The organism is Aeromicrobium sp., assembly GCF_014378035.1.
Classification (GTDB): Bacteria; Actinomycetota; Actinomycetes; order Propionibacteriales; family Nocardioidaceae; genus Aeromicrobium.
The window spans coordinates 1-22,967 of record NZ_JACMOM010000319.1 but is presented as its reverse complement, the minus strand read 5'-3'; the positions used below and the strand labels follow the sequence as shown (position 1 = coordinate 22,967).

At 67.6% G+C, this 22,967-nt stretch carries 23 protein-coding genes; 8 read left to right on the top strand and 15 right to left on the bottom strand.

Annotated features, from left to right (window positions below; translation table 11 throughout):
- Window positions 1-21: 21 nt before the first annotated feature.
- From purL to H7290_RS16545, 4 genes are read right to left on the bottom strand one after another with little or no spacing between them, the layout of a single operon-like run.
- Complete coding sequence (purL, locus tag H7290_RS16560) at window positions 22-2,298, bottom strand: phosphoribosylformylglycinamidine synthase subunit PurL (RefSeq protein ID WP_290515125.1); 2,277 nt, start codon at window positions 2,296-2,298, stop codon at window positions 22-24.
- Window positions 2,299-2,345: 47 nt separating this feature from the next.
- A complete protein-coding gene (locus tag H7290_RS16555) occupies window positions 2,346-3,428 on the bottom strand; it encodes an NADH:flavin oxidoreductase/NADH oxidase (protein ID WP_290515124.1) in 1,083 nt (360 codons plus the stop codon).
- A 36-nt stretch (window positions 3,429-3,464) separates the two neighbouring features.
- Window positions 3,465-3,647, bottom strand: coding sequence for a hypothetical protein (locus H7290_RS16550; RefSeq protein WP_290515123.1), 183 nt, complete (start codon window positions 3,645-3,647; stop codon window positions 3,465-3,467).
- 3 nt (window positions 3,648-3,650) lie between these two features.
- On the bottom strand, window positions 3,651-4,379 hold the full coding sequence (locus tag H7290_RS16545; protein WP_290515122.1) for a hypothetical protein: 729 nt from the start codon (window positions 4,377-4,379) through the stop codon (window positions 3,651-3,653).
- A gap of 112 nt (window positions 4,380-4,491) precedes the next feature.
- Here H7290_RS16545 and H7290_RS16540 point away from each other — a divergent pair, with 112 nt between their 5' ends.
- The 4 genes from H7290_RS16540 to H7290_RS16525 all read left to right on the top strand — a co-directional run bounded on the left by H7290_RS16540 (window position 4,492) and on the right by H7290_RS16525 (window position 9,087).
- Window positions 4,492-6,912 (top strand): hypothetical protein, encoded by a 2,421-nt coding sequence (locus H7290_RS16540; protein ID WP_290515121.1) that lies wholly within the window; start codon window positions 4,492-4,494, stop codon window positions 6,910-6,912.
- Window positions 6,913-7,061: 149 nt separating this feature from the next.
- Window positions 7,062-7,781 (top strand): ABC transporter ATP-binding protein, encoded by a 720-nt coding sequence (locus tag H7290_RS16535; RefSeq protein ID WP_290515120.1) that lies wholly within the window; start codon window positions 7,062-7,064, stop codon window positions 7,779-7,781.
- On the top strand, window positions 7,778-8,506 hold the full coding sequence (locus H7290_RS16530; protein WP_290515119.1) for an ABC transporter permease: 729 nt from the start codon (window positions 7,778-7,780) through the stop codon (window positions 8,504-8,506). Before H7290_RS16535 ends, H7290_RS16530 begins: the two co-directional genes overlap by 4 nt.
- The gene (locus tag H7290_RS16525; protein ID WP_290515118.1) at window positions 8,503-9,087 is read left to right on the top strand and encodes a TetR family transcriptional regulator; all 585 of its coding nucleotides are present in this window, start codon (window positions 8,503-8,505) and stop codon (window positions 9,085-9,087) included. The genes H7290_RS16530 and H7290_RS16525 overlap by 4 nt, the downstream gene beginning before the upstream one ends.
- 33 nt (window positions 9,088-9,120) lie before the next feature.
- Here the strand turns inward: H7290_RS16525 and H7290_RS16520 are convergent, their stop codons facing one another.
- A complete protein-coding gene (locus H7290_RS16520) occupies window positions 9,121-9,753 on the bottom strand; it encodes a hypothetical protein (protein ID WP_290515117.1) in 633 nt (210 codons plus the stop codon).
- Window positions 9,754-9,818: 65 nt separating this feature from the next.
- On the opposite strand from H7290_RS16520, the gene H7290_RS16515 reads away from it, so the two are divergent.
- Window positions 9,819-10,646, top strand: coding sequence for a DMT family transporter (locus H7290_RS16515; protein ID WP_290515116.1), 828 nt, complete (start codon window positions 9,819-9,821; stop codon window positions 10,644-10,646).
- Window positions 10,647-10,664: 18 nt separating this feature from the next.
- On the opposite strand, the gene H7290_RS16510 is transcribed toward H7290_RS16515, so the two are convergent.
- Both H7290_RS16510 and H7290_RS16505 read right to left on the bottom strand, forming a co-directional pair.
- The gene (locus tag H7290_RS16510) at window positions 10,665-11,525 is read right to left on the bottom strand and encodes a DNA-formamidopyrimidine glycosylase family protein (RefSeq protein WP_290515115.1); all 861 of its coding nucleotides are present in this window, start codon (window positions 11,523-11,525) and stop codon (window positions 10,665-10,667) included.
- A 71-nt stretch (window positions 11,526-11,596) separates the two neighbouring features.
- Complete coding sequence (locus H7290_RS16505) at window positions 11,597-12,034, bottom strand: Lrp/AsnC family transcriptional regulator (protein WP_290515114.1); 438 nt, start codon at window positions 12,032-12,034, stop codon at window positions 11,597-11,599.
- A 132-nt stretch (window positions 12,035-12,166) separates the two neighbouring features.
- On the opposite strand from H7290_RS16505, the gene ddaH reads away from it, so the two are divergent.
- Together ddaH and H7290_RS16495 are read left to right on the top strand one after the other, a co-directional pair.
- Complete coding sequence (gene ddaH, locus H7290_RS16500; protein WP_290515113.1) at window positions 12,167-13,027, top strand: dimethylargininase; 861 nt, start codon at window positions 12,167-12,169, stop codon at window positions 13,025-13,027.
- Complete coding sequence (locus H7290_RS16495) at window positions 13,024-14,109, top strand: ornithine cyclodeaminase (RefSeq protein WP_290515112.1); 1,086 nt, start codon at window positions 13,024-13,026, stop codon at window positions 14,107-14,109. The genes ddaH and H7290_RS16495 overlap by 4 nt, the downstream gene beginning before the upstream one ends.
- On the opposite strand, the gene H7290_RS16490 is transcribed toward H7290_RS16495, so the two are convergent.
- The 6 genes from H7290_RS16490 to purS all read right to left on the bottom strand — a co-directional run bounded on the left by H7290_RS16490 (window position 14,089) and on the right by purS (window position 18,558).
- Window positions 14,089-15,303, bottom strand: coding sequence for an Nramp family divalent metal transporter (locus tag H7290_RS16490; RefSeq protein WP_290515111.1), 1,215 nt, complete (start codon window positions 15,301-15,303; stop codon window positions 14,089-14,091). The two genes, H7290_RS16495 and H7290_RS16490, sit on opposite strands and share 21 nt — an antisense overlap.
- Window positions 15,304-15,439: 136 nt before the next feature.
- Window positions 15,440-16,846, bottom strand: coding sequence for a DEAD/DEAH box helicase (locus tag H7290_RS16485; protein ID WP_290515110.1), 1,407 nt, complete (start codon window positions 16,844-16,846; stop codon window positions 15,440-15,442).
- A gap of 156 nt (window positions 16,847-17,002) precedes the next feature.
- Window positions 17,003-17,296, bottom strand: a complete 294-nt coding sequence (locus H7290_RS16480) for a GNAT family N-acetyltransferase (RefSeq protein WP_290515109.1) — start codon at window positions 17,294-17,296, stop codon at window positions 17,003-17,005.
- Window positions 17,297-17,310: 14 nt separating this feature from the next.
- Window positions 17,311-17,529: an SCO4848 family membrane protein gene (locus tag H7290_RS16475; protein WP_290515108.1), complete on the bottom strand. Its 219-nt coding sequence runs from the start codon at window positions 17,527-17,529 to the stop codon at window positions 17,311-17,313.
- A 118-nt stretch (window positions 17,530-17,647) separates the two neighbouring features.
- Entirely contained in the window at window positions 17,648-18,319 is a 672-nt protein-coding gene (purQ, locus tag H7290_RS16470; protein WP_290515107.1) for a phosphoribosylformylglycinamidine synthase subunit PurQ, read from the bottom strand.
- Window positions 18,316-18,558 (bottom strand): phosphoribosylformylglycinamidine synthase subunit PurS, encoded by a 243-nt coding sequence (purS, locus tag H7290_RS16465; protein WP_290515106.1) that lies wholly within the window; start codon window positions 18,556-18,558, stop codon window positions 18,316-18,318. The genes purQ and purS overlap by 4 nt, the downstream gene beginning before the upstream one ends.
- A gap of 262 nt (window positions 18,559-18,820) precedes the next feature.
- Here purS and H7290_RS16460 point away from each other — a divergent pair, with 262 nt between their 5' ends.
- Entirely contained in the window at window positions 18,821-20,665 is a 1,845-nt protein-coding gene (locus tag H7290_RS16460) for a heparinase II/III family protein (RefSeq protein ID WP_290515105.1), read from the top strand.
- A 6-nt stretch (window positions 20,666-20,671) separates the two neighbouring features.
- On the opposite strand, the gene H7290_RS16455 is transcribed toward H7290_RS16460, so the two are convergent.
- Window positions 20,672-22,228, bottom strand: a complete 1,557-nt coding sequence (locus H7290_RS16455) for a long-chain fatty acid--CoA ligase (protein WP_290515104.1) — start codon at window positions 22,226-22,228, stop codon at window positions 20,672-20,674.
- Between the two features lie 61 nt (window positions 22,229-22,289).
- A partial coding sequence (locus H7290_RS16450; RefSeq protein WP_290515103.1) for a phosphoribosylaminoimidazolesuccinocarboxamide synthase occupies window positions 22,290-22,967 on the bottom strand: 678 nt, incomplete at its 5' end.

The window sequence follows — 22,967 nt, the reverse complement described above, 5'->3', positions numbered from 1 at the left end:
TGCGTCGTGGAGAGTACGACGTCAGTGCGCGACGACGGTGGTGCCGAGCACCGCGGGGATGGTGGCCTGCCACGCTGCCCGCAGCTCGGCCACCGGGATGCTGAGCTGTCCGGCGACCTCCAGGACGTCGCCACCCGTCCGGCCCACCGAGGCAAGGTCGACACCGTGCTTGTCGGCGAGGGTCACGAGATCCTCGTGACGGTCTTCGCTCACGACCACCATGACCCGAGCTGTCGACTCGCTGAAGAGCTCGATGAAGGGTTCGTCGAGCTCGACATGGACACCGACGCCATGACGGAACGACGCTTCGGCCAAGGCCATCGCCAGGCCACCGTCGGAGAGGTCGTGCGCCGATTCCACGAGCCCGATCGAGGCGGCCTCCACCATCAGCTCGGCAAGCGCCCGCTCTGCCGCGAGATCGACCTGCGGGGGCATGCCCCCGAGGTGGCCGTGCACGACATCGGCCCACGTCGACCCCGAGAGCTCGTCGCGGGTCTCTCCGAGCACGAGCACGTGGCTGCCCTCGCGCTCGAAGCCCTGCGTGATGCGCTGCCGGACGTCTTGGATGACGCCCAGCACACCGACCACGGGGGTGGGCAGGATGGGCGTCTGGCCGGTCTGGTTGTAGAACGAGACGTTGCCGCCGGTGACCGGGATGCCGAGGACCGCACAGGCGTCCTTGAGACCGTGCGTGGCCTGCTCGAACTGCCACATCACGTCGGGATTCTCGGGGGACCCGAAGTTGAGGCAGTCTGTGACGGCGAGCGGCAGGGCCCCGGTGACGGCGACGTTGCGATACGACTCGGCGAGGGCGAGCTGCGCGCCGGCGTAGGGGTCGAGCTTGGCGAACCGCCCGTTGCAGTCGGTCGACACCGCCACCCCGAGCTGGGTGTCGGCATCGATGCGGATGACACCGGCGTCCTCGGGCTGCGCGAGCACCGTGTTGCCCTGGACGTAGCGGTCGTACTGGTCGGTGACCCACGACTTGTCGGCCATGTTGGGTGACGTCACGACCTGCACGAGCTGCTCACGGAGGGCATCACCGGTCGTGGGGCGATCGAGGCGCTCGGCACCGTCTGCCTGCAGGGCGTCCTGCCACTCGGGCCGGGCGTAGGGCCGGTCGTAGGTCGGTCCGTCGTGGGCCACAGATCGGGGCGGGACGTCGACGACGGTCTGCCCGTGCCAATCGATGACGAGGTGATCACCGTCGGTGACTTCACCGACGACGACGGCTTCGACATCCCACCTGGCGCAGATCGCCATGAAGGCGTCGAGGTGCTCGGGCTCGACGACGGCCATCATGCGCTCCTGCGACTCGCTCATGAGAATCTCTTCGGGCGACAGCGTCGAGTCGCGCAACGGCACGGTGTCGAGCTCGACGTGCATGCCTCCGTCGCCGGCGGACGCGAGCTCGCTCGTGGCACACGACAGGCCAGCGCCACCAAGGTCCTGGATGCCGTTGACAACCTCGGCGCGGAACAGCTCGAGGGTGCACTCGATGAGCAGCTTCTCCATGAAGGGGTCGCCCACCTGCACGGCAGGGCGCTTGGACGGCCCCGTCGACTCGAAGGTCTCCGAGGCCAGGACGGAAACTCCACCGATGCCGTCGCCGCCGGTGCGAGCGCCGTAGAGCACGACCTTGTTGCCGACACCTGAGGCGAAGGCAAGATGGAGGTCTTCGTGGCGGAGCACGCCGACGCACAGGGCATTGACGAGCGGGTTGCCGACGTAGGTCGGGTCAAACACGACCTCCCCGCCGATGTTGGGCAGACCGAGGCAGTTGCCGTAGCCGCCCACGCCCGCCACGATTCCGGGCATGACCCGTCGGGTGTCCTCGGCGTCGAGCGGGCCGAAGCGGAGCGGGTCCATGATGGCGACCGGCCGCGCCCCCATCGCGAGGATGTCGCGGACGATACCTCCGACGCCCGTCGCCGCGCCCTGGTAGGGCTCGACGTAGCTGGGGTGGTTGTGCGACTCGACCTTGAACGTCACGGCGTAGCCCTGGCCGATGTCGATGACCCCGGCGTTCTCGCCGATGCCCGCCAGCGTCTTGCCGAGGGGGGTCTCCTGCGGCAGCTCGCCGAACTTCTTGAGGTGCACCTTCGAGGACTTGTACGAGCAGTGCTCGCTCCACATCACCGAGTACATCGCCAGCTCGGCACCCGTGGGGCGCCGGCCGAGGATCTCGCGGATGCTGTCGTACTCATCAGCCTTCAGGCCCAGCTCGGCCCAGGGCTGCGGCTTCTCAGGGGTGGCGGCTGCTTCGGCGACGGTGTCCAGTCGGGGGGCTTCGGTCACCCCCTCATCCTATCGTCGGCGCCGCAGCGTTCTGGACGGGTGCGGAGTCAGCGCCAGGCGCCGCGGGTGTGCTGAGGAGGGTAGGGGGCTTCCCGGTAGGACAACCCGAGCTCGTGGGCGGCACGCAGTGGCCACGCCGGCTCGCGGATGGCCACACGGGCCAGCATCACTGCGTCGGCCGAACCCTCGACGAGCACCTGCTCCGCCTGCACCGGGTCGGTGATGAGGCCCACGGCGACGACGGGCAGCCCACTCACCTCGCGAACCTCCCGCGCGAACGGCACCTGGTAGCCGGGCCCGACCGTGATCTTCTGGTGCGCCACCGCACCGCCCGACGAGACGTCGACCAGGTCGACACCGTGATCCTTCAGCACCGCACCGAGCCGGGCGGTCTGCCCGACGTCCCAGCCTCCGTCCGCCCAGTCCGTCGCCGACAGCCGCACGAACAGGGGCTTGCCAACGGGCCAGACGGCGCGCACGGCGTCGACGACCTCGACGACGAGACGGGTGCGATTGTCGAACGAGCCGCCGTAGCGGTCGGTGCGCTCGTTGACGAGCGGTGAGCAGAACTGGTGCAGGAGATAGCCGTGCGCTCCGTGGATCTCGACCACGTCGAAGCCCGCCTTGTCGGCCCTCGCTGCTGCCGCGGCGAACGCCCCAGGCAGGTCGGCGACCTCATCGGTGCTGAGTTCTGACGGAACGGCGTACCCCTCGAACGCCTGAGCGGAGGGTGCGACGGCAGCCCAACCGCCCTCGGTCTCAGGCACGGTCCCTTCGCCGCCACCGAACGGGCTGTAGGTCGACGCCTTGCGCCCGGCGTGGGCCAGCTGCACCCCGACGACCGCGCCCTGTGAACGAACGAACTCGGTGATGCGGCGCCACGGGGCAATGTGCTCGTCGGACCAGATGCCGGCGTCCTCGGGGCTGATGCGGCCCTCGGGGACGCCCGCCGCGGCCTCGGTCATCACCAGGCCGAACCCGCCTGTCGCGTGCTGACCGAGGTTGACGAGGTGCCAGTCTCCGGGCATGCCGTCGCGCTCGAAGCACGAGTACTGGCACATCGCGGAGAGCCAGATGCGGTTGCGGGCGGTGACGCCGCGCAGGGTCAGGGGTTCGAAGAGGGCAGACACATCAACGGCAACCGAGACGGTGCCCGTTGCATTCCGTCAGAGTGCGCCGTACCGGATCAGGAAGTCACGGTCGGTGTCGCGTCCACCCTCGGGATCAGGCACGGGGTCGGTGTCGGAGGTCGTCACCGTGTCCTCGATGCGGGTTCGCCGCGGAAGCACGGAGTAGTCGGGCGGCGCCAGGGTGCGGCGGTGTACCGGCGTCGCGCCCTTGCTGGCCATGCCTCAATCTATCTCGGCGACGACAACCGGAAAGGCACCGACCGGCGGGCGCCGCCGCCCTCCCGGCAGCCGCCCCGCCAGAGCGCCGAGCGGCTCGACCGCTCCGCTCAGGACGCTGACTGCCGTGTTGAGGGTGGGGATGGCGTTGCCGAGGGCCTCGAGGCGGGGCACGATCGAGTCGAAGGTCGTGCCGAGCGCGACGAGCTGGTCGAGGGTGCCTCCGGGCGCGAGCAGCTTTTCCAGGATGCCGTCCTCCGCAAGCAGCTGCTCGAGCAAACCTCCCTCGGCGAGGACCCGGTCGAGCGCCCCCTCCTCCGCGAGCAGGCGGTCCAGCGCGCCTTCGGGGGCCAGGAAGCGGTAGAGCGGGCCGTCCTCGGACAGCGCCCGGTCCAGCGGACCCCCGGTCTCGAGCAACCGGACGAACGGACCATCCTCATCTGCCATGCGGTCGAGCAGACCGTCTCGCGCCAGCGCCTTGCCGATGGGCCGGTCGTCAGCGGTGAGATCGGCCAGCGTGTTGGCAAGCCCGATCGGGCCGCGCTCGTCACTGAGGATCCGGCCGAGCTGATCCAGAAGCCCTCCCTCCCCGATGATCTGTGCCAACCGGCTCGCGTAGCCGCCGTCACGAAGGATCGGGCCCTGAGGTGAAGCGAGCTGGCCGAGGCCGAGCGTCGCCTGGGTTGCGGCGACGGTGACGCGTAAGGGCAGGAGAACGAGGGTACGGAGGTCCATGTGGAGAATCATGGTCGATGGCATGGCCGATGTCACCGTCTACAATCCGGGTGGCCCCCGGGGCGTCCACCACACATGCCACCAACGCTGACCACCGAGGAGACGAGGGCCCATGACGGATTCTGTTTTCCCCATGGAGGCGCCGCCATGGCCACCCACTTTCTCAGATCATTTCCTCGACGAGGCTCGCGTTCTGCTTGAGCGTCACCCCATCCTGATCATCGTCGGTCCGCCCGGCAGCGACAGCCACCGGCTCGCCTCGGCCATTGCCCGCAACGGCCCGGGGCCCCACCGCACGAGGCATCTCGCCAGGCATGGCGAGCACGAGGATGCCTTCTACGTGATCCGCCAGATCGTGCGCGACCTCGTCGCCGCTCCGGACGATCACCCCGACCAGATCGTCGCCCGGGCCGGCGCAGCACTGTCCGATCAGCACACCGACCCACCGACGGTCGTCCTGCTCGAGGTAGACCTGTGCGATGAGATGAGCCTCGAGGTCATCGCCCGTCTTGCGGAGAACGGTGCGCTCAAGGTCGTCGCCACGCTGTCACCGCGGGCGATCAACGACGTCCCGCGCCTCGCTGCAGGAGCCCAGCGCATCGACCTGCAACCACTCGGCACCGACACCATCCGCAACCTTCTTCGCGCGAGATTTCGCTGCGACCCCCACCCCACGACCGTCGAGTTCCTTCGCGCCAGGTCCGAAGGTGCGTACGGCGTGCTCCGCGAGCTGGCCGATGCTGCCTTCGAGTCGCGTGCGCTCACCATCGTCGAGGGCGTCCTCGTGATGGATGAAGCAGCGGACGACGAAGAGGGTCTGACCGCGCACACCATGAGCACACGGGCGATCGCCCAGGTCGACGACACCGGGGAGATTGCCGACCTGGTGGATGTGGCTGCCCTGGTCGGTCACCTCGACCTGGCGGAGGTGCAAGCCTGTTTCGCCAGCAGCACCGTCGAGGCAGCCCTCGGTCACGGGGCGTTGCACCAGGTCGGCGATGCCATGACCTTCGCCTCGCGGGCCGAGTCGACGCTCATCCGCAGCACATTGGCGGTCGACCGTCGCCAGACGCTGTTCGACGCCTACTCGCCGTGCTTCCCGCACTCAGTGCTGCGTCCGCAGTCGGCGGCATGCAGCGCCGACTGGTGGCGGTCGGTGCGGCAGCCCCTGCCGCTCGATCTCGCCTGCGCGGCTGCTCGCCAGGCGAATCTGCAGGGACAGTATCGCCGGACGCTGGCCTTCACCGACCCCGTGCGCACCGAGACAGGTGTCGTTGCGGCCCCACTCGAGCGGGCCTACGCCCTGATTGAGCTCGGCGAGAGGCAAGCCCTCAACGAGCTCTTCACGATGATCGACCCGGCCGACCTGTCGGAGGAAGAGCTCCTCCTCTACTCGAAGTGGAGCATCCAACTGCTGTCGGCGGACGTGCGTGCCCGATTGCCGCGCGACGTCAACCCCCCGTCGGCGGACGCCGACACCAAGCGTCGCCGGCTCGCGACGCTGGAGCTGGCCGGACTGTTCGAGCGGTCCTTCCATGAGGCCGACGAGACGCTCGCGCGCCGGGCGCGAAGCCTTGCGTTCTCCTGCGACCTGTCACCGATCAACCGCGCTGAGGCGTTCGTCGTGCTGTCCGCCGTCCAGCGGCACTCCGGCCTGTTGGAGCAGGCCGTCGAGTCGGCGCAGACTGCCCTGGACCTCCTCTACGGAGTCCCCGGAGAGGTCAGCGTCATCCACTGCAGCACAGCGCGCGAGATCCACATCATGGCCCTGATCGGCTCCATCGATTTCGCCGGTGCCGAGCAGGCGTTGCTTGACTACTCAGCCCCGTCTGCCCGAGTCGGCGGGTCGGCCAGGCTCAGCTACACGCTGTGGGGCCTGCTCGAGATGTTCCGTGGCGACACCACTCAGGCCCTCGCCAACCTTCGCCTCTCCGTCGATGCGGTGCGCGACCATGACCCCCACCGCGTCCGTGGCTGGGGTGAGGCGCTGATGGCGCAGATCCTTGTCCAGAACGATCGGGAGACCGAAGCGCGTGAGCTGCTGGAGAGGTCCAGCACCCACATCGCCGCCGGCCGGTTCCAACTCGATCTCGAACGCCGAATCAGCCAGGCCTGCGCGCACGACTCGCTCGGCGAGCCCGATGAGGCGCTCGACATCCTCGCTCCGGTCATCGCCGATGCGAGGGCGCACGGGCTGCGCCTCGCCGAGATCGATGCCGCGGTGCTGAGCGTTCAGATCGGCGGGCCCGGCTACCTTCCCGACCTGCTCCAAGCCGTCGACACGACCACCGAGCTCACCGGCACCGCAGCGGTGTGGCGACGGTTCGCGCACGCGAGCTGCTCTGATGACTTCGAGACGCTGGAGGAGCTCGCCACCGAGCTGCACGCGAAGCATGCGGTCGTCTTCGCTGCCGAGGTCGCGCAGTATGCGCTCGACATCGCCTCCCGTGCCGACGACATCAGCCCCGCCGTACGGCCGCGTCTTGAGAAGCTGGCGAACCCGATGTCACACCGCAGCGCCGGCCGCACCTGAGGGCCCCGGCCTCGCTCGACGAATCCATGTCGCTGCTGGCCGTTCAGCTCGAACAGCTGACGTGACGTGTGGCAGCGAGCAAGCCATCAACCCTCGTCGTCTGTTGCACATCGCTTGAGCGCGCAACACTCTGGACGTATATTCAACGTATGTTGAATACTTTCGCAATCAGCGTCGACGACCTCACCGTGGTGCGCGGGGGCAACACCGTCATCTCGAACCTCACGGTGTCGGTCGCTCACGGCTCAGTGACCGGACTCCTCGGGCCCAGCGGCTGCGGCAAGTCGACCCTCATCCGCGCGATAGCCGGGATCCAGGTCATCCGGTCGGGGTCGGTGAGGGTCCTCGACAGCACCGCCGGCAGCACCGAGGCTCGCCGAACAGTCGCCTACGTGACTCAGGCGAGCTCGGTGTATCCAGACCTGACAGTCCTGCAGAACCTCCGCTACTTTGCCGCTCTCGCCGGAAGTGATGCGTCGGCCGTCCGCGAGGCACTGACGAATGTCGGCCTCGTCGACAAGTCCGACACCCTGGCCGGCGACCTCTCCGGAGGCCAGCTCACCAGGGTGTCGCTTGCCGCGGCACTGCTCGCCGACCCCGACCTCTATCTCCTTGACGAGCCGACTGTCGGACTCGACCCCGTGCTGCGCCGCGACCTCTGGCAGCTGTTCCACGACCTTGCTGACTCCGGCAAGACGTTGCTCATCTCGAGCCACGTCATGGACGAGGCTGGCCGGTGCGACCGGGTGCTGCTGATGCGTGAGGGACGGCTGATCGCGGACGCGTCACCTGCCGAGCTGAGAGCACGGGCCGGGACCCCAGACCTCGAGCAGGCATTCTTGCGGCTGGCCGAGGCGGAGGTCGCATGAGCCGCACGATCGCCACCGCCACACGGGTCCTCCAGCAGCTCAGCCACGACCGACGCAGCATTGCCCTCATCGTGGTGCTCCCGTCGGTTCTGCTGATGCTCTTCAAATACGTCTTCGACGGCAGCCCACAGGTGTTCGACCGGGTCGGCCCGCAGATGCTCGGCATCTTCCCGTTCACCATCATGTTTCTCGTGACATCGGTGACGATGGTGCGCGAGCGCACGTCCGGCACGCTCGAGCGGTTGCTCACGACCCCGTTGCGGCGCGGCGAGCTGATCGTCGGCTACGGCATCGCTTTCGGCATCGCGGCGCTCGTCCAGTCGCTCGCCACCTCCGCCGTGGCCATCTGGCTACTCGACATGGCCGTCAGGACTCCCTGGGCCATGGTCGTCTTCGCGGTCACGGTTGCCGTCCTGGGCACCGCGCTCGGACTGCTGATGTCGGCGTTCGCGGTCACCGAGTTCCAGGCCGTGCAGTTCATGCCACTCATCGTCATCCCCCAGCTGCTCCTCTGCGGCCTGCTGGCACCCCGCGAATCGATGCCTGAGCTCTTGCAGCGGATCTCTGACGCCCTGCCGTTGAGCTATGCCACCGATGCTTTCAGCGAGATGGTCCGGACGTCAGGGTTCACGTCGACGCTGGCCCGTGACCTCGCCGTCCTTGTCGGCTGCGGCGTGCTCGCGCTCGTCCTCGCCTCCATGACCCTGCGCCGACGGACGCCGTGACCACCCGAAGAACGCCGGGACGTCCCGCATCTGGCGACACAGCCGACCGTCGCTCGGCCATCCTCGACGTTGCCCGAGCGCACTTCGCCGCGAAGGGCTTCAGAGGTGCGTCGATGCGGGCGATCGCACGGGAGGCTGGCGTCGATGTCAGCCTCATCAGCCACTACTTCGGCGACAAGTCACGGCTTCTGGTGGCCACGATGGAGCTCCCGGTCGACCCGGTCGACAAGATACGGTCGGTCATCGCTGACGGCCCCGACGGCATGGCCGAGCGTCTGCTGCGGACGTTCATCGAGTCGTGGGATCCGCATCACGAGGTCTTCAGCGCCCTCGTGCGCACGGCACTGGGCTCAGATGATGCGCACGCGCCGATGCTCGAGGTGGCGCGCAACGTGCTGGTCGCCTCGCTGCTCGAGGTGCTCGTCGGCGAAGAACGTGAGCTGCGCGCGTCGCTGATCGCCAGCCAGCTCATCGGCATGGCGACCCTCCGTTACGTGGTCAGGCTCGAACCGCTCGCGTCCGCCGACCCCGCTGACGTCGTGCGGCAGTACGCGCCACCGATGCAACTGCTCATCGGCTGATGCAGCTGTCCCCACGAAGGGTGGTGGAGAAGGTCAGAGAGTGCCAGCGACCGAAGCGATCAGGGAGAACCCCGCCACCACGACCGAGATCGGCACGAGCCACAGGGCAGCGATGGTAAGAGTCACCGTGGTGCCGATCTTCGGTGGCGCGAAGTAACGCGCCCGGGGCAGGTCACCGATGCTGTCGATCCACCGGCCGGTCATCGCCGCACCGCGCCAGACGCCCTGCAGCCGGGCGAACATCCGCCATCCACCGCCGCCGGCGATCTGCGAGAGGGCACCCCGCGTCTCGTCGACCTTGTCGCTGAGGCTGATCATGATGCCGAGCTCGGTCGCCAGCTTCTCGGGGTCGTCGACGGCTTGGAGGATGCGGCGGCGCCGACCCCAGAAGGCCGCGCTGATTGCCGCCATCAGGACACCCACGATGCAGACGATGACGCGGACTCCCCCGTCGGATGCTGCTCCGAGAACGACCGTGGCAGCGATGAACGGCAAAGGGACGAGCAACACGAGGGCGGTAGGGATGCGCAGCAGTCGGACGGCGGTCGTGATGACCAAGGCAGCCCGTTGCGCGACCTCGCCGGTCTGGTTGTCGACCTTCAACGCGAGGCCGCCAATGGACACGTTGGCCCGCGAACCGAGTGACTTCCCCTGACGCAACCTCATGCCTCCATCTTACGGTCGGGGGTGGAGCGTCCTCCGCTCCAGCCGTCTGCACCTAGGCTGCGTGGGTGGCCATCGTCCTTTCCCTGATCTCGGCTCTCTCGTACGGCCTCTCGGACTTCCTCGGCGGCATCTTCGCGAAGCGCGCCTCCGCCTGGCAGGTCGCCGTCGTGGGTCAGTCGTCGTCGGGCCTCTTCACTCTCCTCGCGGCACTGTTCGCGGGAGGAACGCCCGCCGGATCGGACTGGCTCTACGGTGCACTGGCCGGCCTCGGCGGCGGGTTCGGGACGGCCTTCCTCTACCGCGGTCTCTCCAGCGCACGGATGGGCGTCGTTGCACCGATCTCCGCGATCGGCTCGGCGCTGCTGCCCGTCATGGTTGGTTTGGCACAGGGAGACCGACCGAGTCGGCTGGCGGTGCTCGGAATCGTCTGCGCGTTCCCAGCCATCGCACTCATCTCCCGCGTGGTCGACGACAACCCCGCCCATCGCGGCGGCGTGATCGACGGCATCCTGGCGGGCCTCGGGTTCGGGACGTTGTTCGTGTTCCTGGGTCAGGTCGGCAATGACGCGGGACTCTTTCCGCTCGCGCTCACCCAGACCACCTCGGTCGTCGGCGTCATCCTGACCGCCACCGTCATGCGCCAGGTCTGGTGGCCGCGGGAGCGTGCTGCCTGGAACGCCGCGGTCATGGGTCCCCTCGGGGCGACGGCAACCGGGTCGTTCCTCTACGCCACGCACTACGGACTGCTGTCGGTCGTGTCGGTCATCTCCTCGCTCTACCCCGCCGGCACCGTGCTGCTGGCGGCCGTCGTGCTCCGGGAGAAGATTCACGGCTGGCAGGGCGTCGGGCTCGTGTTCGCCGCCCTGGCAGTAGCCCTGGTGGCCGCGGCCTGACCACCAGGTCTGTGGAGGTCACTTCAGGAACTTGGACGTGGTGCGGTCCTTGAGGGGCTTGCCGCCGGTCTGGCAGGTGGGGCAGTACTGCAGCGCCGTCTGCGCATAGGTGACCTCGAGCACTGTGTCGCCGCACACCGGGCACGCCTCGCCAGCTCGACCGTGCACGCGCATGCGGGTGCGCTTGTCGTCCTTGAGCTCCTCAGCCGGCTTGCCACGAGCCTCCTCGACAGCCTCGGTAAGGATGTCGTGCAGCGCTGCCTCGAGCCGGACGATCTCTGCCTCCCCGAGGCTTTCGGCAATGGCGAACGGCGACAGCTTGGCCGCGTGCAGTATCTCGTCGCTGTAGGCATTACCCACACCGGCAATGATCTTCTGGTCACGAAGCAGGCGCTTGACCTGCATGCGCCGAGCCAGCATCGGTCTCAGCTCGAAGCCCGGCGCCAGCGGGTCGGGACCGAGCGCGGCGATGCCCGGCACCTCGGAGACCGAGCGCACGATGTACATCGCGAGACCCTTGCGGGTGCCTGCCTCGGTGACGTCGAACCCGACGTGTGGGCCGTCACCGCGGTCGAGGCGCACCCGCGCGGCGATGTTGCTCGCGCCGAGCTTGAGCCTGGTGTCGGGCAGGTTGTCCGACCAGCGCAGCCAGCCCGCCTTGGCCAGGTGCACGACCACATGCATGCCGTCGACATCGATGTCGATGAACTTGCCGTGCCGCGTGACCCCGGTGACCTCGAGGCCCTGCAGCGCCGACACCGGCGGGTCGAAGGTCTTCAGGACCGAGAAGGACGCCAGCTCGACGCCCGCGACGACTGCGCCACTCAGCTGCGTGTCGAGGAACTCGACGAGCGCGTTGACCTCAGGCAGCTCCGGCATGGCTCAATCATCGTGCTTGACGAAGAATTTCTCCATGGCGGGCCACATCGGGCCGTCCGGGAATGGCGCCGCTACGACCTCGGGCGCTCGAAGATACGTGACATCACGATGACGCTGCGGGTGCGGTCGACGTTGGCGCTCATGCGCATGCGCTCGCCCGTCTGCTCGACCTCGGCCATGCTCGACGCCATGACATGCACCAGCGCATCGGCATCGCCCGACACGGTCCACACGCCGACGACCTCCGGGATGGCCTCGAGATCCTTCTTCAGCCGGGCCGTCGAGACGTTGCCCTGGTAGTAGATCTCGACGTAGGCCTCGGTGTCCCAGCCGAGCGACGCCGGGTCGATGAGGGCAGTGAAACCGGCGATCTCCTTGCGGGCGATCATCTGGTCGACCCGGCGTTTGACCGCCGGCGCTGAGAGGCCGACCTGGCTACCGATCTCCTGGTACGTCGCGCGGCCGTCCTTGAGGAGATGGCCGATGATGTCACGGTTGACGGCGTCCACGGTGCCTCCCGGCGGTTTCACAACATCGCGTAACGATGAACAACAGATCTTCGCATTCTTGGCAACAAATCGCGATTGTTTGCAAATGGATTGCCTTATACGTTGGAATCCACCCTACCTGCGAAGGCGACCATGACGACGACCACCATCACCACACCTGCGCCTGCGCAGGCCTCCCGCGCCGCCAGCCGGTCGGGCCGATCGAAGCACTTCCTGATGTGCCGGCCCGAACACTTCGAGGTCACCTACGCGATCAACCCGTGGATGGACCCGACGACGCCCGTCGATGTCGCCCTCGCGCTCGCGCAGTGGGAAAACCTGCGCGCCACCTACGAGCGCCTGGGCCACCGCGTCGACGTCATCGAACCGGTCGAAGGCCTGCCCGACATGGTGTTCGCCGCGAACGGCGGCATCGTCCTCGACGGCCGCGCCATGGCGGCTCGCTTCACCCACGTCGAGCGTCAGCCGGAGGGTGAGACCTATCGGACGTGGTTCGACGAGGCGGGCTCCACCCCGGCCGTTCAGGCCACCAACCAGAACGAGGGCGAGGGCGACTTCCTGGTCGTCGGCCGCCTCATCCTGGCCGGCACCGGCTTCCGCACATCGGTCACCGCGCATCGCGAGGTCAGCGACTACTTCGACGTCCCGGTCGTGCCGCTCGAGCTGGTCGACCCGCGCTTCTACCACCTCGACACCGCGCTCGCGGTGCTCGACGAGTCGACGATCGCCTACTACCCCGACGCCTTCAGCGATGCCAGCAACCAGACGCTGCGCGAACGTTTTCCGGACGCCATCATCGCCACCGACGCCGACGCCGACGTGCTCGGGCTCAACGCCGTCTCGGACGGGCTCAACGTCGTGCTCACTGACGCCGCGACCGGGATGCACGAGCAGCTGCGCGACCACGGATTCAACCCCATCGGCGTCGAGCTCGGCGAGCTGCTCAAGGCCGGCGGCAGCGTCAAGTGCTGCACCCTGGAGATCCGCCCATGACCACGACGATCTCCGCCCCCGGCCGGGTGGCCGAGGAGCCGGGCAGCTCGCCGTCGATGGTGACGTTCGTCGACGTGGCCTCGATGACCCGCTGGGTGAGTGACCACGGCGTCGCGCCCATCATCCGCGGCATGGTGACGGCGATCGAGGATGACTTCCGGCGCTGGCCGTCGTTCGACAAGACACCACGCGTCGCGTCGCACTCCACCGACGGGGTCATCGAGCTGATGCCGACCAGTGACGGCGAGACCTACGCGTTCAAGTACGTCAACGGACATCCGACCAACCCGTCACGTGGCTTCCAGACGGTCACTGCGTTCGGTGTGCTCGCCGACGTGCACAGCGGCTACCCCACGTTCGTCTCCGAGATGACGATCCTGACAGCGCTGCGGACGGCTGCCACCTCGGCCATGGCCGCCCGGTGGCTGGCCCGCCCCGGCTCGAGCACGATGGCTATGATCGGCGCCGGGTCGCAGGCCGAGTTCCAGGCGCTGGGCTTTCGCTCCACCCTCGGCATCAGCACCCTGCGGGTGTGGGACGTCGACCCGCTCGCGGTCGCCAAGCTCGTCCGCAACATCGGTCCGCTCGGATTCGACATCCACATCGCCTCGAGCGCGGCCGACGCGGTTGCGGGTGCCGACGTCATCACCACCTGCACCGCGGACAAGGCCAACGCCACGGTGCTGACCGATTCGATGGTCGGCCCCGGAGTCCACATCAACGCCATCGGCGGCGACTGCCCGGGCAAGACCGAGCTCGACCCACGCATCCTGCATCGCGCGGATGTCTTCGTGGAGTATCCCGAGCAGACCCGCATCGAGGGTGAGATCCAGCAGGTCGCGCCCGATTTCCCGGTCACCGAGCTCTGGGAGGTCGTCGCCGGTCACCGGACGGGTCGTCGGGACCCCGAGCAGATCACGGTGTTCGACTCCGTCGGGTTCGCCATCGAGGACTTCTCGGCACTTCGGTTCGTCCGCGACGCCGTCGAGGGCACCACGTATGCCGCCGAGATCGAGCTCGTGGTGGAGCCGGTCGACCCCAAGGACCTCTTCGGACTCGTGTCAGGTGAACGTCAGCCATAGCAGTGACACGTTCAGGGCGATGACGATCGCCGTGACCAGACAGGCAGCCGCGGTGGTGCCGAGTCGGTTGACGTGCTCGCCCATCACGTCGCGTCGTGCTGTCAGCGAGACGAGCGGGATGAGCGCGAATGGGATGCCGATCGACAGCACGACCTGCGAGATGACCAGCGCCCTGCTCGGCTCTGCGCCGAGTGCCAGCACGATCAGGGCCGGGATGAGGGTCACGATCCTGCGCACGAGCAGGGGTAGACGAACGCCGAGCAACCCCTTCATGACCTCGGCCCCGGCTGCGCTGCCGATGGAGGTGGAGGCAAGGCCCGAACCGAGCAGCGCCACCGCGAACAACAGGGCCACCCCCGCCCCGAGCTCGGTCGACACGACATCGTGCACGCCCTGCAGGGTGTCGGTGCCGGGCAGGCCATTGAGGCTCGCCGCGGCGACGACGAGCAGTGACAGGTTGAGCACCCCGGCCACGATCAGCGCCAGCACCACGTCGGTGCGGGTGCCGGCGAGCAGCTGCCGCATGCTGAGCCCCTCGCCACGGCGGCCCAGGCGGCCGACGGTCAGGCACGAGTGCAGGTAGATGACGTGCGGCATGACAGTGGCGCCGATGATGCCCGAGGCGAGCAACACACTGTCGGAACCCTCGAACATCGGCACCAGCCCAGCGGCAAGCGGTCCCGCCTCGGGCGGCTTGACGAACAGCCCGGCCATGAAGCCGACAGCGATGAGGGCGAGAAACCCGACGATGACACGCTCGAGCGCGCTCTGGCCGCGCAGGTCGCCGATCCGCAGGATGACCATGGCGACCGCGGCGGTGATGATCGCTCCGAGCACGAGCGGGAGGTCGAAGAGCAGGTTGAGGGCGATCGCCCCACCCACCACCTCGGCGAGGTCGGTCGCGATGGCGATGGTCTCGGCCTGCAGCCAGTAGGCGATGCGCGGGCCCTTCGGCAGACGCTCCCCCATGTGCCCGGCAAGTGAGCGGCCCGTGACCATGCCGAGCTTCGCCGACAGGTACTGCACCAACACCGCCATGATGTTGGCCATCACCACGACCCAGACGAGGGTGTAGCCAAAGCGGGAGCCCGCCGTGACGTTCGTGGCGACGTTGCCGGGGTCGACATAGGCGACCGCCGCGATGAACGCGGGGCCCAACAGGCCGATACGGGGCAACCGGTCCTTCACACGCATGGTGCCCAGCATCGCGCATGCCGCACGCGACCCTCGCGTCCGGTGCAGGAGCTCCGACCCGACGGCATGCGCCCGGAGACGACGAACGGCGCCATCCCCGGGCGTACCGGGAATGACGCCGCTCTGGTGCTTCGGGTCAGGACGAGGAGTAGACGCGGGTGGATCCGCCGGAGCCGCCACCGTTGCCGTTGCGACGACGTCCGCCGCCACCGCCACGATTGCCTCCGCCGCCTCCGTTGCCTCCGTTGCCGCGGAAGCCACCCTGGGGGCGACCTCCACCACGGTTTCCTCCGCCACCACCGTTGCCGCCGCCACTGGAGCGGGCACCCTGCCGCACGGAAGACGCGTGGGGCGCCTCGGTGCCTGAGGTGCTGAGTGCCGCCGCGGTCATGGGCGACGGCGCGGTGGGCGCCTCGTGATGGCGGGCCGTGACGCCGGCCTTGTTCTGCAGCATGATGACGTCGCGCAGCGCCTCGGGCGTCGTCATGGTGACGACGGAGCCGGACTCACCGGCGCGAGCCGTGCGACCGGAGCGGTGCTGGTAGGCCTTGTGCTCGGCGGGAGCGTCGTAGTGGACCACCAGGCCGATGCCGTCGACGTGGATTCCCCGGGCAGCGACGTCAGTGGCCACGATGACACTGGCCTCACCGCTGCTGAACTTGGCGAGGTTGCGCTCACGGTGACGCTGCGAGAGGTCGCCGTGCATGTCGACAGCCTCGATGCCGTTCATCGTGAGCTGCTTCGCGAGCCGCATGGCGCCTCGACGAGTGCGGGTGAAGACGATGCTGCGCGGGTTGGCACGCAGCAGGTCGAAGGCCGCCTTCGACTTCTCGGTCGCCGCACTGACGAGCACGTGGTGCTCCATGGTCTCGATCTCGCCACCGGCGGTGTCGAGCTCGTGGAGGACGTGCTTGGGAAGGTGCCGCTTGACGAGACGGTTGACGTCGCCATCGAGGGTTGCCGAGAGAAGAAGCCGCTGGCTGCCCTCGGGCGTCTTGTTGAGAAGCGCATCGATCGGCTTGTAGAAGCCGAGGTCGCACAGGTGGTCGGCCTCGTCGAGCACGACGACCTCGATGTCGTCGAGCGTCATGCAGCGACGGTCGAGGAGGTCGGTCAGGCGCCCGGGTGTGGCGATGACGATGTCGACGCCGTTGCGGAGCGTGCTGATCTGCTTGTTGATCGGCACACCGCCGTAGACGGTCGTGAGACGCAGGCCCATCTTCTGGGCGAGCGGCTCCATCGCGCTGCGGACCTGCGTAGCCAGCTCGCGCGTGGGCAGGAGGATCAGGCCGCGGGGGGCCTTGGGACGGCTCGTGCGACCGGCGAGACGGACGAGGACCGGGAGGCCGAAGGCCAAGGTCTTGCCGGAGCCGGTGCGGGCCCGGCCGAGCACGTTGCGACCCGCGAGCGCGTCGGGGATCACCGCGAGCTGGACGGGGCTGGGGTTGACGATCTCCTGACGAGCCAGTGCGGACACCAGCGAGGCGGGAAGGTCAAGGGTGGAAAAGGTGGGCAGCACAGGGCTGCCAGCAGTGTTGTTCACAGAACTCTCAGACGATTCGGGATGCAGATGCCCGAAGGACCTTTCACGCGGGGATCGCGCTACTTCGTCGGGCAGGAACAGCGCTGAAATTGCGCGTTCACGTAGTCACATACTACCAGTCTGCGCTGAACTCAGACGAATCGTGTGACGCCTCTCTCAGGCCAGCAGATCGGCGTAGTCGGGGTGCTTGCCGATGAAGCGGGCCACGTAGGGGCATGGCGCCACGACCTTCCTGCCCCGAGCGCGGACGTCGTCCAGTGCGCCCGCGACGAGCTCTGATGCCAGCCCCCGACCCTCGAACTCCTCGAAGACCTCGGTGTGTGGGAAGACGACGGTGTCGCCGTCCTCCCGGGCCACGGCGAAGCCCGCGAGAACGCCGTCGACGTGGATCTCGTAGCGTTGCTCGTCGGTGCTGTGGCTGATCGGGTTGTGGGCGACAGGATTGCTCATGAGCAGATCAACGCTCAGGCGACGGTGAGGATTCCGAGCACCGTGACCGCGAGGGCAAACGCGAACGACACCCCGATGATCACGGCATGCACGCGGAAGAACGTCGTCGTGCCCCCGTCGGGCGTACGCGCGCGATCGTCCTTCGCGACGCGGCGCCAGAACTGCGGCCAGATCAGGATGTTCCAGAGACCGGCAAGGAGCAGGAGCAGAGACCAGGCAACAGGGAGATCCATGACGTCATTGTGTCGCGCCGTCGGCACGTGCCCGCGACCAGGGGACGACATGCGCAAGCGGGTCGTCGAGCCGGCACCCACGCCCGCGAACCCTTCTGCGACGTGACTCGGTGGCAGGTCAGGCAGACGTCAGCACCGCGAGCGCGGACGCGAAGATCGCCAGCCCGTCGGTGCCGGGACCCGTCAGGTCCTCGACGGCGTGCTCGGGGTGGGGCATGAGCCCGACAACGTTGCCACGCTCGTTGGTGATGCCGGCGATGTCGCGCAACGAGCCGTTGGGGTTGACACCGACGTAGCGGAACACGACCTGGCCTTCGCCCTCGAGCCGGTCGAGGGTCTCGTCTGCAGCCACGAAGCCGCCCTCACCGTTCTTCAGCGGGACGACGATCTCCTGGCCCTCGGTGAGCGTCGACGTCCAGGACGTCGCGGCGTTCTCGACCCTGAGCGTCTGGTCGCGACAGATGAAGGTGCGGTGATCGTTGCGGATGAGCGCCCCGGGCAACAGGTGCGACTCGCAGAGGATCTGAAACCCGTTGCAGATGCCCAGCACCGGCATGCCGCCCTGTGCCGCGGCGATGACCTCGGTCATGACCGGTGCGAAGCGGGCGATGGCACCACAGCGCAGGTAGTCGCCATAGGAGAAGCCACCGGGAAGAACCACGGCATCGACACCTCGCAGGTCGTGGTCTCCGTGCCACAGAGCGACCGACTCGCCGCCAGCGATGCGGACGGCCCGCTGGGCGTCAGTGTCATCAAGCGAGCCCGGGAAGGTGACGACGCCGATCTTCACGAGTCGACCCTCACCGTGTAGTCCTCGATGACAGGGTTGGAGAGCAGCGTCTCCGCGATCGTGTGGACCTCTGCCAGCGTGGCCTCATCGGCCTCGTCGACCTCCAGCTCGAACCTCTTGCCCTGACGGACGTCGGCGACCCCGTGGAACCCGAGCCGGGGCAAAGCACCATGAACAGCCTTGCCCTGCGGGTCGAGGATCTCGGGTTTGGGCATCACATCGACGATGACGCGGGCCACGGGCGCTCCTAGGTAAGGGCTGGACGGGATGCAGTCATCCTATGCCCGCCGCTGTGGCCGTCGTCCTGTGACCGCGTGCGGACGACGCGGCAATGACGTGTCCGGTTCCAACCGTCACCCAGAACCATCGAATCGGCAGTGTTGCCGTCCGCGGACGCCTACCATTGAGTCACCGTGTCGCTGATCGTTGTGCGTGCTCGGGCCGGTCCGGTCATCACCCAGTACAGCACCATCGCCGGCATCATCGAACCCAGGGGGACCCATGCGTCGCATCACGGCGGCCTTCACACTCGCGCTCGCCCTCGTGGCAGGGGGAACGACGGCAGTGTCTGCCGATGACACTCCGCCAGATCCACTCGATCAGTCGGAGGCCCAGACACCTGCCGCCGCCGCCACGGTGGCCGGAGTGGACGCCGAGCAGTGCATGGGACCGCGGTTCATCGAGACTTCGGCCGATGGCGCCACCGCGGCCGCGATCATGGCCGGAAGGCTGACGATCGGCGGCTTCGCCAGGTTCACCCTCCCGAAGGACCCCACCTGGCGAGAGAACCCCTTCAAGAACAACTACTGGCTTTTCCAGTACGAGTCGCTCCGGTGGCTCGATCCGCTTCGACGCGAGGGGCTGCGAACCGACAACGCGGCCATGATCAGCAGATATGAGTTCCTCGTCAACGACTGGGTGCGCAACAACCCGCGCAACGCACCTCGTTCGCCCTACAGCTGGTTGGACATGACCGTCGGCGTCCGCGCGATCGGGCTGGTGTGCGCGACAACCGCGGTCGGCAATCCATCGTGGCTGACGCAAGCCATGTCGACCCACGCCGCCGCCTTGATGGACAAGACGCAATACCGCGTGATCGGCAACCACGCACTGCACCAGAACATGGGCCTGCTCGCCCTCGGCTGCCATACCTCGACACCGGCGTGGACGGAAGTCGCGACAGATCGCAACCGAACCCTGCTGTCGCGATCTGTCGACACCCAGGGCGTCACCGACGAGGGTTCGGTCACCTATCAGTATCTCAACTATCTCTGGTATCTCGAGGTCAGGAAACGGCTCGAGCTCTGCGACATCCCCGCCACCGGGCCGTTCGAGCGCATTGCGCTGATGCCGAAGTTCCTCGCCCAGGCCACGAAGCCGAACACCCGCTTGGTGTCATACGGTGACACCGACTCGATCGCGCAGGCACAGCCGATCCCTGGGACCGACGCGGAGTACTCCGCCACTCAGGGCACCTCCGGCGTCAGGCCGTCGGCGCTCTTCTCGGTCTACCAGCGAGGCTTCGCCTTCTCTCGCACCGGTTGGTTCGACACACAGACGGCCGCCCAACAGGCCCAGGCCGCCATCCGATTCGGCCCCTCGCTCGCGGCAAGGGTGCACGGCCACGAGGACGCCGGAGCCATCTCCTATTACGCGATGGGCAAGGAGCTGCTGTGGCAGCCGGGCCAGTACGGCGCCGCCGGCGGGGCCCCGCGGCGGTACGTGCGCTCCAACGAGGCTCACAACGTCATCGACATCCCGGCCCTCACCTACGACCAGACGGCCACCTCTCCCCTGTCGGTCACCCGCTCGACCCGTGACCTCGACCTGGTCACGATCCGCAGCAAAGTTCTGACGGGTGCGTCGTGGCAACGGTCAATGATCCACATCAAGTCGCCCAACCTCCTCGTGGTCGATGACCGCGTGACCCAGAGCACTGCACGCACCGTCATCCAGCGGTGGAACGTCGGCGCCGATCGCTCGGCCAAGGCCGGCAATGGCCGCGCAGGCACCTCAGGTTCAGGTTCGAACGCCACGTTCTTGTGGGCTGGCGACCGTCCCAACGTCTCGATCGTGAAGGGGCGTACGAACCCCATGCTCGGTTGGCGCAGCGAGAAGGCCAGCCGCTTCATCGCCACCCCCGTCGTTCAGGCGTCGCTCAAGGCGAAGACGGTGCGACTGACTGCGGTCATCGTGCCGCGATCGTCCTCGACCGACCCCACCAAGATCAAGATCATCCGCACGTCGACCACCTCGACGACCCGCATGGTTGACGTGAAGATCAGCAGCAAGGTCTACCGGGTGACCTTCACGGGCTCCGACGCAAAGATCCGCCGGCTGAGGTAGCGCCGGTCAGGACAGCTCGCGCTTGAGGATCTTCCCGGTGCTGGTCATGGGCAGCTCGTCCATGAACTCGACGACGCGCGGATACTTGTAGGCCGCGAGCTGCTCCTTGCTCCACGCCACGAGATCAGCCTCCGAGACGTCATCGTGGTCCTTGTTCTTGACGACCACCGCCTTGATCTCTTCACCGTGGGACTCGTTCGGCACACCGATGACGGCGACGAGCGACACCGCCGGGTGCTCCATCATGATCTCCTCGATCTCGCGCGGGTAGACGTTGAAACCACCGCGGATGATCATGTCCTTCGACCGGTCGACGATGAAGTAGAAACCGTCGGCGTCCTTCTTTGCCAAGTCTCCGGAACGGAACCAGCCGTCGTGGATCGCCTCGGCCGTGGCCTCGGGACGGTCGTAGTAGCCCTTCATGACGTTGTGGCCCTTGATGGCGATCTCGCCCACCGCATCCACACTGTCGGCGACGTCGGACCAGTCGTCGTTGATGAGCTTCATCTCGACGCCGGGGATGGGCTTGCCGATGGAGCCGACTCTCGGCTCCTCTCCATAGGCGGAGAACGACGCCACCGGCGAGGTCTCCGAGAGGCCGTAGCCCTCGAGGATCGTCACGCCGAAGCGCTCCTTGAACTGGCGGTGGATGTCGACCGGCAGGGCCGAGCCACCGGACGCGGCGACCCGCAGGTTCTTGGCGAGGGTGGCGACGTCGATGCTGTCGTCGAGCGCGCCCAGCAGGCCCCAGTACATGGTCGGCACACCGGCGAAGAAGCTCACCTCGTTGTTGTGCATGAGGCTCAATGCAGCCTTCGCCTCGAAGCGGGGAAGCATCACGATCGTCCCACCGAAGGCGAAGGCGCCGTTCTGGATGACCGTCTGACCGAAGGAGTGGAACAGCGGCAGGACGCACAAGTACGTGTCGGGGTTGGCGGCATCGGCGCCGAACAAGTCCTTGCCCGACAGTGCGTTGTCGCGCATGTTGCGGTGCCGCAGCTCGGCGCCCTTGGGCTGGCCGGTCGTGCCGGAGGTGTAGAGGATGACGGCGGTGTCGTCGTCGTCGCGCTCGACGGTCGTGAACGTCGGGGGCTGCTCAGCCACCAGCGGGCCGTAGAACTCCGGCGGCTCGAGCGGGGCGGGCTGTTGCGAGTCGAGCTTGATCAGGAAGAACTCGGTGCAGCTATCGGTGGCCTGGAACCCGTCCCACGCGGCCTCGCCGATCGGCAGGTCGGGGGTGCCTTCGAAGGCGAAGTAGGCCTTGGCGTCGGAGTCGGAAAGGTGATAAGCCACTTCGCGCGCCTTGAGGAGCACGTTGAGCGGCACGACAGTGCCCCCAGCCTTGAGGATCCCGTAGTAGATGATCGAGAAGTAGGGCAGGTTGGGGCACGACAACGCCACTTTGTCGCCGGGCTGGATGCCTCGGGCCACCAGCAGGTTCGCCACCTGGTTGGCAGCGCCGTTGACCTGCGCGTAGTTCAGACGAGTGTCGCCGAAGACGATCGCCGTACGGTCGGCGTAGTCGGTGGCGGACGATTCCAGCAGGTCGGCGAGATTGCCCACGGTGTTCTCCTCAGGGTGTGACGACGGTGTCAAGCGTACTGAACAGCAGCGACCCTGCGCGTCAGAAGGTCTCGCCGGTGAGCTGCTCGTAGGCCTGAACGTATCGCTCGCGGGTCCTTGTCACGATGTCGGCGGGCAGCGTGGGCGGTGCCGTGGTGCCGTGTCGATCCCAACCGCTCGCCGGGGATGTCAACCAGTCGCGCACGAACTGCTTGTCGTAGGACGGCTGGGCGTGGCCCGGCTGCCACGTCTCGGCCGGCCAGAATCGCGAGGAGTCGGGGGTCAGTACCTCATCGCCCAGCACGATGGTGCCATCGGCGCGGGCCCCGAACTCGAGCTTGGTGTCGGCCAGGATGATGCCGCGTCCTCGGGCGATCTCCTCGGCGCGGGCATAGACGGCCAACGACAGGTCGCGCAACCGGATCGCGGTGGGCCTGCCGATCAGCGCCTCGACCTCCGCGAACGTGATGTTCTCGTCGTGCTCACCCATCTGGGCCTTCGTGGCTGGGGTGAAGATCGGTGTCGGCAGCCGGGAGCCCTCGACCAGTCCGGGTGGTAGGCCGACGCCACAGATCTGACCCGTCGCGCGGTAGTCGATGGCGCCCGATCCGGAAAGATAGCCCCGGACGACGCATTCGACGGGGAACATGTCGAGCTTCTCGACCAGCAGCGCACGACCGCGCACCTGGTCGGGCACCGACATCGACACGACGTGGTTCGGGACGACGTCAGCCAGCTG

Coding starts and splice junctions, on each gene's coding strand:
- H7290_RS16550 (WP_290515123.1), bottom strand. CDS start 3,647: ATGGCCAGCAAGGGCGCGACGCCGGTACACCGCCGCACCCTGGCGCCG.
- H7290_RS16545 (WP_290515122.1), bottom strand. CDS start 4,379: ATGGACCTCCGTACCCTCGTTCTCCTGCCCTTACGCGTCACCGTCGCC.
- H7290_RS16540 (WP_290515121.1), top strand. CDS start 4,492: ATGACGGATTCTGTTTTCCCCATGGAGGCGCCGCCATGGCCACCCACT.
- H7290_RS16535 (WP_290515120.1), top strand. CDS start 7,062: ATGTTGAATACTTTCGCAATCAGCGTCGACGACCTCACCGTGGTGCGC.
- H7290_RS16530 (WP_290515119.1), top strand. CDS start 7,778: ATGAGCCGCACGATCGCCACCGCCACACGGGTCCTCCAGCAGCTCAGC.
- H7290_RS16520 (WP_290515117.1), bottom strand. CDS start 9,753: ATGAGGTTGCGTCAGGGGAAGTCACTCGGTTCGCGGGCCAACGTGTCC.
- H7290_RS16510 (WP_290515115.1), bottom strand. CDS start 11,525: ATGCCGGAGCTGCCTGAGGTCAACGCGCTCGTCGAGTTCCTCGACACG.
- ddaH (WP_290515113.1), top strand. CDS start 12,167: ATGACGACGACCACCATCACCACACCTGCGCCTGCGCAGGCCTCCCGC.
- H7290_RS16495 (WP_290515112.1), top strand. CDS start 13,024: ATGACCACGACGATCTCCGCCCCCGGCCGGGTGGCCGAGGAGCCGGGC.
- H7290_RS16490 (WP_290515111.1), bottom strand. CDS start 15,303: ATGCGTGTGAAGGACCGGTTGCCCCGTATCGGCCTGTTGGGCCCCGCG.
- H7290_RS16480 (WP_290515109.1), bottom strand. CDS start 17,296: ATGAGCAATCCTGTCGCCCACAACCCGATCAGCCACAGCACCGACGAG.
- H7290_RS16475 (WP_290515108.1), bottom strand. CDS start 17,529: ATGGATCTCCCTGTTGCCTGGTCTCTGCTCCTGCTCCTTGCCGGTCTC.
- H7290_RS16460 (WP_290515105.1), top strand. CDS start 18,821: ATGCGTCGCATCACGGCGGCCTTCACACTCGCGCTCGCCCTCGTGGCA.